Source organism: Lentzea aerocolonigenes, assembly GCF_000955955.1.
Lineage (GTDB): Bacteria > Actinomycetota > Actinomycetes > Mycobacteriales > Pseudonocardiaceae > Lentzea > Lentzea aerocolonigenes_A.
In genome coordinates this window covers 1-6410 of the sequence record NZ_JYJG01000569.1, presented here as the reverse complement: position 1 = coordinate 6410, position 6410 = coordinate 1, and the positions used below count along the sequence as shown (strand labels likewise).

Genomic DNA, 6410 nt, shown 5'->3' with positions numbered 1-6410 from the left:
TCTTTGGCTTTTCACGTGCGCTCCGGGTGGGGTCCCGGCACGAGTCGTGCCTGATCGTGTGCCGCGCCAGCGGAAGCACGCAAGCAAGACCGCCCAAACCCCCGGCCACCTATGCTCGATCCATGCAGTTGAGCATCGGACAGGTAGCCGAACGCACAGGCTTGAGCGTGCACGCCCTGCGCTTCTACGAGAAGGAAGGCATCCTCGCCCACCAGGTCCACAGAGGACCGGGCGGGCGCCGCGTCTACACCCAGCAGGACGTCGACTGGCTCCGCATGTGCATCATGCTCAGGATGTCCGGAATGCCCGTCCCCGAGATCCGCCGCTACACCGAGCTGGTCCGGCAGGGCGACGGCAACGAGCTGCAGCGCCTCGACATCCTCAAGGAGCACCAGGATCGGGTCCGCCAGCAGATGGTGCAGCTCCAGGAGTGCATGGACCTCATCACCTACAAGGTCGGCAAATACCAGGACTACGTTAATTCGATCGCCGCCAAGGCGGTCGGCCAATAGCCTCGGGCTCATGCCCGTCGTGCTCTCGCTGAACATCGCGTCCAAGACGATCCCGGTCGACTACGCCCGCGCGGGCGTCACCGCCATCGACAAGCGCCCGGTGGACGGGCCGCTGGACGTTCGCCCGCCCGTTGAGAAGGGTGGCGCCGGCAGCGGCATCGCGGGTGACGTGATCGGCGACTGGACTGCCCACGGCGGCGAGTACCAGGCGGTTTACGGTTACGCGCGCGAGGACCTCGACTGGTGGCAGGCCGAGCTCGGCGTGGATCTGCGCAACGGGCAGTTCGGCGAGAACGTCACCACCCAGGGCATCGACCACACGAACGCCCTCGTCGGCGAGCTCTGGCGGGTCGGCACCGCGTTGCTGGAGGTCTCCGGGCCTCGCATCCCGTGCCGGACGTTCGCGAGCTTTCTCGGCCAAAGAGGCTGGGTGAAGCGGTTCACGCAGGTCAACCGGCCCGGCGCCTACTTCCGCGTGATCGAGGCCGGGCAGTTCGCGCCCGGTGACGAGATCAGCGTCGTGCAGCGGCCGGACCACGACGTCACGGTCGAGCTGATGTTCCGCGCCCTGACCACGGAGGCGGAGCTGCTCCCCCGCCTGCTGGAGGCGGGGGACTCGGTGCCGCCCCAGGTGATCGAGCTCGTGCACAAGCGCAACGTGGTCGAGCTCGATTCCTAGTCAGCCGGAAAACGCCTGACCCAGCGCTTTTGCCAAGGCGTCTCGACAGCGCGCCGGTGGTAATTCGCGCGCGTCCACGCCACGGCCTCATCAGCGGGCACACCGGCCAGCACCGCGAGGCAGGAAATCACGGTTCCAGTGCGGCCGACACCACCACTACACGCCACCTCGACGCGTTCTCCGGACAACGCACGGGCGTGCAATGCGCGAATCAACTTGATCGCGGCGTCGTGATCGCGCGGAAGACGGAAGTCCGGCCAGTCGATCCAGTCGTGCGGCCACGGCACGTCGACAGGTCGTGGCTGCAGATACACCCCGTACTGGGGATGCGGTTCCACGATCTTGCCGTCCCGCAGGCCACGCCCCGTGACCACGGCCCCGTCGGGTAGTTCGACGATCTTCACAACAGTTCCCCCAAACAGCCGCATTGCGCGAATAGCATGAAATTCTGTCACGTCTGCTTCGCCGCTTTCCTCCATTCGTACTACGCTCGCCAAATCGGTTCACCGGTGAGTCGTGAGGGTGGTGACGGGTGCGACGACGCGCCAGGGATGACAAGCGGTTCACCGGGCTGACAATCCTCGCGGCGACAACCGGTTTCGTGCTCTTCCTACCGCCCCTGCTCACCGTCGCGAACAACGGGGGCACCATCGCGGGCGTGCCGGCCGTCGCGGCCTACCTCTTCGGCGCCTGGCTCGTCGTCATCGCACTGGTCGCCCTCCTCGTGCGCCGGTCGGGATGATCCGACGTGCTCCAGACGTGGTTGATCATCGGTGTGTCCGTCGCCTACCTCGGCGTGCTGTTCGCGATCGCGTTCTACGGCGACCGCCGCGCCGACGCCGGCCGGAGCATCGTCGGCCGCGGCACGATCTACGCGCTCTCGCTGGCCGTCTACGCGACGTCGTGGACCTACTACGGCAGCGTCGGCCGCGCGGCCTCCACGGGCGTCGGCTTCCTGTCGATCTACCTCGGCCCGACGATCATGCTCGCACTCGGCTGGCTGGTGCTGCGCCGGATCATCCACATCAGCCACCGCCACCGCATCACCTCGCTCGCCGACTTCGTGTCCGCCCGCTACGGCAAGAGCGTGCGGCTGGGCGGCCTGATCGCGGCGATCGCGGTCGTCGGCGTCGTGCCGTACATCGCCCTGCAGCTCAAGGCCGTCTCCAACACCTTCGAGATCATCCGCCGCGCACCGGCGATCACACCGTCGTCCGCGCTGGGCCAGGTGCCGGTGCTCGAAGACACCGCGCTGTACGTGGCGCTGCTGCTCGCCGGCTTCACGATCCTGTTCGGCACCAGGCATCTCGACGCCACCGAACGCCACGAGGGCATGGTCACCGCCATCGCGTTCGAGTCGGTCGTGAAGCTCGTGGCGTTCGTCGCCGCCGGCATCACCGTGACGTGGGGCCTCTACAGCGGTTTCGGCGACCTGTTCAGTCAGGCGAAGCAGGCCGGGCACGACTCGCTGTTCACGCTCGGCGACTCGACCGGCACCTGGGTGTGGCTGAACGTGTTGTCGCTCTTCGCGATCGTGCTGCTCCCCCGCCAGTGGCAGGTCGGCGTCGTCGAGAACGTCGACGAGCGCCACGTCAGGCAGGCCATGTGGATGACACCGCTGTACATGCTGTTGATCAGCGTCTTCGTGCTGCCGATCGCCGCGGCGGGCCTGCTGCGGTTCGGTTCCGGCGCCGAGGCCGACACCTTCGTGCTCACCGTGCCGATGGCCGCGGGACTGGACGTGCTGGCACTGCTGGTCTTCGTCGGCGGCCTGAGCGCGGCGACCGGCATGATCATCGTCGAGACGGTCGCGCTGTCCACGATGGTGTCGAACTCGATCGTCGTCCCGATGTTGCTGCGCCGCGGCTACGAAGGCCGTCTCGCCAAGCTGATCCTGCTGACCCGCCGGCTGTCGATCGTGGCGATCATGCTGCTCGGCTACGGGTACTTCCGCCTCGCAGGAGAGAGCGCGGCCCTGGTGTCGATGGGCCTGGTGTCGTTCGCGGCCGTCGCGCAGTTCGCGCCCGCGATCATCGGCGGCCTGTACTGGAAGGGCGGCACCCGCAACGGCGTCATGGCGGGCCTGCTCGGCGGGTTCGCGGTGTGGACGTACACGTTGCTGCTGCCCAACTTCGCCGCCACCGGCTGGGTCCCGCGCGGTTTCCTCGACCACGGCCCGTTCGGCATCGGGGCGCTGCGCCCGGAACACCTTCTCGGCATCACCGGCATGGACAACATCAGCCACGGCATGTTCTGGAGCATGCTCGTCAACGTCGGCTGCTACGTCACGGTGTCGCTCCTCGGCCGCCCGCAGGCCCGCGAACAAGCACAAGCCGTCCTCTTCGTCGACGCGCTCAACGACCCGACACGTCCTCGGTTGTGGCGCAACCGCGTGTCGGTGCAGGCACTGCACGAGGTCCTGGTCCGCTCGATGGGCCGGCGAGCGGCGGCCAAAGCACTGGAAGGTGTCGACCTCGAGTCCGCTGTGACATCCGAGCAGGACGCGGACGCCGATCTCGTGCACCACGTCGAGACCGTGCTCGCCGGTGCGGTCGGTGCGGCGTCCGCGCGAATGATGCTCACCTCCGTGGCGGGCGAGGAACAGCTCGGCGTCGAAGAGGTCATGGAGATGCTCGACGAGGCCTCCCAGGTAGCGGCTCTCGAGGAACGCCACCGCCTCGCCCGCGAGCTGCACGACTCGGTGTCCCAGGCGTTGTTCTCGATGACCCTGCACACCCGAGCCGTGGAACTCGCACTGCACAAGCAGGGTGGCGACCCCGACGGCCCGGTCGCGCGCGGCATCACCGAGCTCCGCAGCCTCACCCAGGACGCCCTCGCCGAGATGCGCGCCTCGCTCTTCCAGCTCCGTCCCGACGCGTTGCGCGAGGACGGCCTGGCCGAGGCGATCCGCAAACAGTCCGCCGCCATCGCCTCCCGCGAAGGAGTCGACATCGCCGTCGAAGCGCCGGGCTACCGGTTGTCGCTGGACGATCGCGCGGAGGAGGAGATGTTCCGCGTGGTGCAGGAAGCCGTGCACAACGCCATCAAGCACGCAGGGCCTTCGCGCATCGACATCACGCTCTTCGAGGACGACGGCGTGGTGATCGAAGTCGCCGACGACGGAACGGGATTCGACCCCGCTACGGTCTCCTCCAACGGCATGGGCCTGGTGAGCATGCGGGAGCGGATGAAACGGATCGGCGGCGACCTCGTCGTCGACAGCACCCCGAGCGGATCCACCACGATCCGGGCGGTCCTCCCGTCAGAGGTGCCCTCAGGAACGGCAGGAGAGCAGCGATGAGCACGATCCGGGTGTTCCTCGTCGACGACCACGCGGTCGTGCGGCGCGGCATGCGGGCGTTCTTCGAGATGCTGGACGACATCGAGGTCGTCGGCGAGGCGGGCGACGGCCAGGCCGCCCTCGACGAGCTCGCGGCCCGCGCCACCGCGGGCGACCTGCCCGACGTCGTGCTGATGGATCTCCTGATGCCCCGCCTCGACGGAATCGGCGCCACCAAGGCGATCAAGCAGCTCTACCCGCAGGTCGAGGTGGTCGCGTTGACGTCGTTCTCCGAGGCCGAACGCGTCCACGTCGCGCTGGAGGCCGGAGCCGCGGGCTATCTGCTGAAGGATGCCGAGGCGGACCAGGTCGGAGCCGCGGTCCGCGCGGCGATGCGGGGGCAGGTGCACCTCGACCCGGCTGTCGCGCGGACGTTGACGCGGTCCTTGGTCGCGCCGCAGCGGACCGCCACCGCGCTGACGCCTCGGGAGCGGGAGATCCTGGTGCTGGTGGCGCACGGGAAGTCGAACCGGGACATCGCCGACGCGCTGGTGATCTCGGAGCGGACCGCTCGGACGCACGTGTCGAACGTGCTGAACAAGCTCGGGCTGGCATCGCGGACGCAAGCGGCGTTGTGGGCGGTGCGCGAGGGCCTGGTGACCGGGCCCTGACGGCCGCGCTGCCCGACTGGGCCAGGCGGCCGGGCTGGGCCGGGCTGGGCCAGGCGGCCGGGCTGGGCCGGGTTGGGCCAGGCGGCCGGGCTGGGCTGGGGCTTGCTGCTGAAGGCGTGCGGGGTGACCGCACGCGAGTCAGGACATCTGCCAAAGCTGTCCTGACTCGCCGGTTAAGGGACTTTCGGGGGATCGATCGGGGAGCGTTGCTCTGCCAGCATGACCGCCATGTACTCCGACCGCGCCCTGGTCATCGGCGCCGGCTTCGCGGGACTGCTGGCGGCCAGGGTGTTGTCCGAGTCGTACGGCGACGTCGTGCTCGTGGAACGCGACCAGCTCGCCGCGGACACCGAACACCGAGCAGGCATCCCCCAGGCCCACCACCCGCACGCGCTGCTGGCGCGCGGCGCCGACGTCCTGGAAACGCTCTTCCCCAAGCTCGGCGTGGAACTCAGGGCAGCGGGCGCGGTCCAGGCCGACCTCGGCAGCGACTTCATGAGCCGCGCCCCGGCCGGGTGGGCACCGCGCGACCCCATCGGCCTGACCATCCACTCGATGACCCGCGTGACCATCGAGCGGATCATCCGCCGCCGGGTGCTGAGGCTGCCGAACGTGTCCCTTGTGGACGGCGTCACGATCGACGGACTCCTGCACGACCGCGGCACGATCACCGGCGTCCAGGGCAGCCGGGCAGGACGGCCCTTCACCGACTACGCGGACCTCGTCGTCGACGCCTCTGGCCGCGACAGCAAGCTCGTCTCGTGGCTCGCGGAGCTCGGCGTGCACTGCCCGGCCCCGATGATCGTGAACGGCCACCTGACCTACACCTCACGCGTCTACCAGGTGAACCACGACCTCAAGCTCGACTGGAAGACCGCCTACGAGATCACCCACGCGCCCACGACCAGACGCGGCGGCGCGGTGTCCTCAGTGGACGGTGGCCGGTGGTTCGTCACCCTCTTCGGCGCGGGCGGCGACGTGGCCCCGACCGACGACGACGGCTTCCTCTCCTACGCCACCACACTCGAGTGCCAGGACATCGCCGAGATCATCAAGACCGCCACCCCGGCCTCGCCGATCTACCGCGTCGGCAACCTGCGCAGCCGCTGGAACCGGTTCCACAAGGTGCCGAACTGGCCGCGCGGCCTGCTCGCCCTCGGTGACTCGGTCGTCTCGCTCAACCCCGTCTACGGCCACGGCATGACCCTCGCGGCCCTGAACTGCGCCGACCTGCGCGAACTCCTCAAGGAACACGACCTGTCCAAGGA

Annotated in this window: 7 protein-coding genes; 6 read left to right on the top strand and 1 reads right to left on the bottom strand. The window is 68.8% G+C overall.

Annotated elements, in window-relative coordinates; translation table 11 throughout:
* The first annotated feature begins 122 nt into the window (after positions 1-122).
* Together UK23_RS47125 and UK23_RS47120 are read left to right on the top strand one after the other, a co-directional pair.
* Positions 123-512 (top strand): MerR family transcriptional regulator, encoded by a 390-nt coding sequence (locus tag UK23_RS47125; RefSeq protein WP_045318391.1) that lies wholly within the window; start codon positions 123-125, stop codon positions 510-512.
* A gap of 10 nt (positions 513-522) precedes the next feature.
* Positions 523-1191: an MOSC domain-containing protein gene (locus UK23_RS47120; RefSeq protein WP_045318390.1), complete on the top strand. Its 669-nt coding sequence runs from the start codon at positions 523-525 to the stop codon at positions 1189-1191.
* Here UK23_RS47120 and UK23_RS47115 read toward each other — a convergent pair.
* Positions 1188-1619, bottom strand: coding sequence for a protein-tyrosine phosphatase family protein (locus tag UK23_RS47115; protein ID WP_045318389.1), 432 nt, complete (start codon positions 1617-1619; stop codon positions 1188-1190). The two genes, UK23_RS47120 and UK23_RS47115, sit on opposite strands and share 4 nt — an antisense overlap.
* 104 nt (positions 1620-1723) lie before the next feature.
* Here UK23_RS47115 and UK23_RS47110 point away from each other — a divergent pair, with 104 nt between their 5' ends.
* From UK23_RS47110 to UK23_RS47095, 4 genes are all read left to right on the top strand, one after another.
* Positions 1724-1933, top strand: a complete 210-nt coding sequence (locus tag UK23_RS47110; protein ID WP_045318388.1) for a hypothetical protein — start codon at positions 1724-1726, stop codon at positions 1931-1933.
* Between the two features lie 6 nt (positions 1934-1939).
* Complete coding sequence (locus UK23_RS47105; protein ID WP_045318387.1) at positions 1940-4492, top strand: histidine kinase; 2553 nt, start codon at positions 1940-1942, stop codon at positions 4490-4492.
* Positions 4489-5142 (top strand): response regulator, encoded by a 654-nt coding sequence (locus UK23_RS47100; RefSeq protein WP_045318386.1) that lies wholly within the window; start codon positions 4489-4491, stop codon positions 5140-5142. Before UK23_RS47105 ends, UK23_RS47100 begins: the two co-directional genes overlap by 4 nt.
* Before the next feature lie 219 nt (positions 5143-5361).
* Positions 5362-6410: FAD-dependent oxidoreductase (locus UK23_RS47095; RefSeq protein ID WP_045318385.1), on the top strand; the 1049-nt coding region annotated here is incomplete at its 3' end.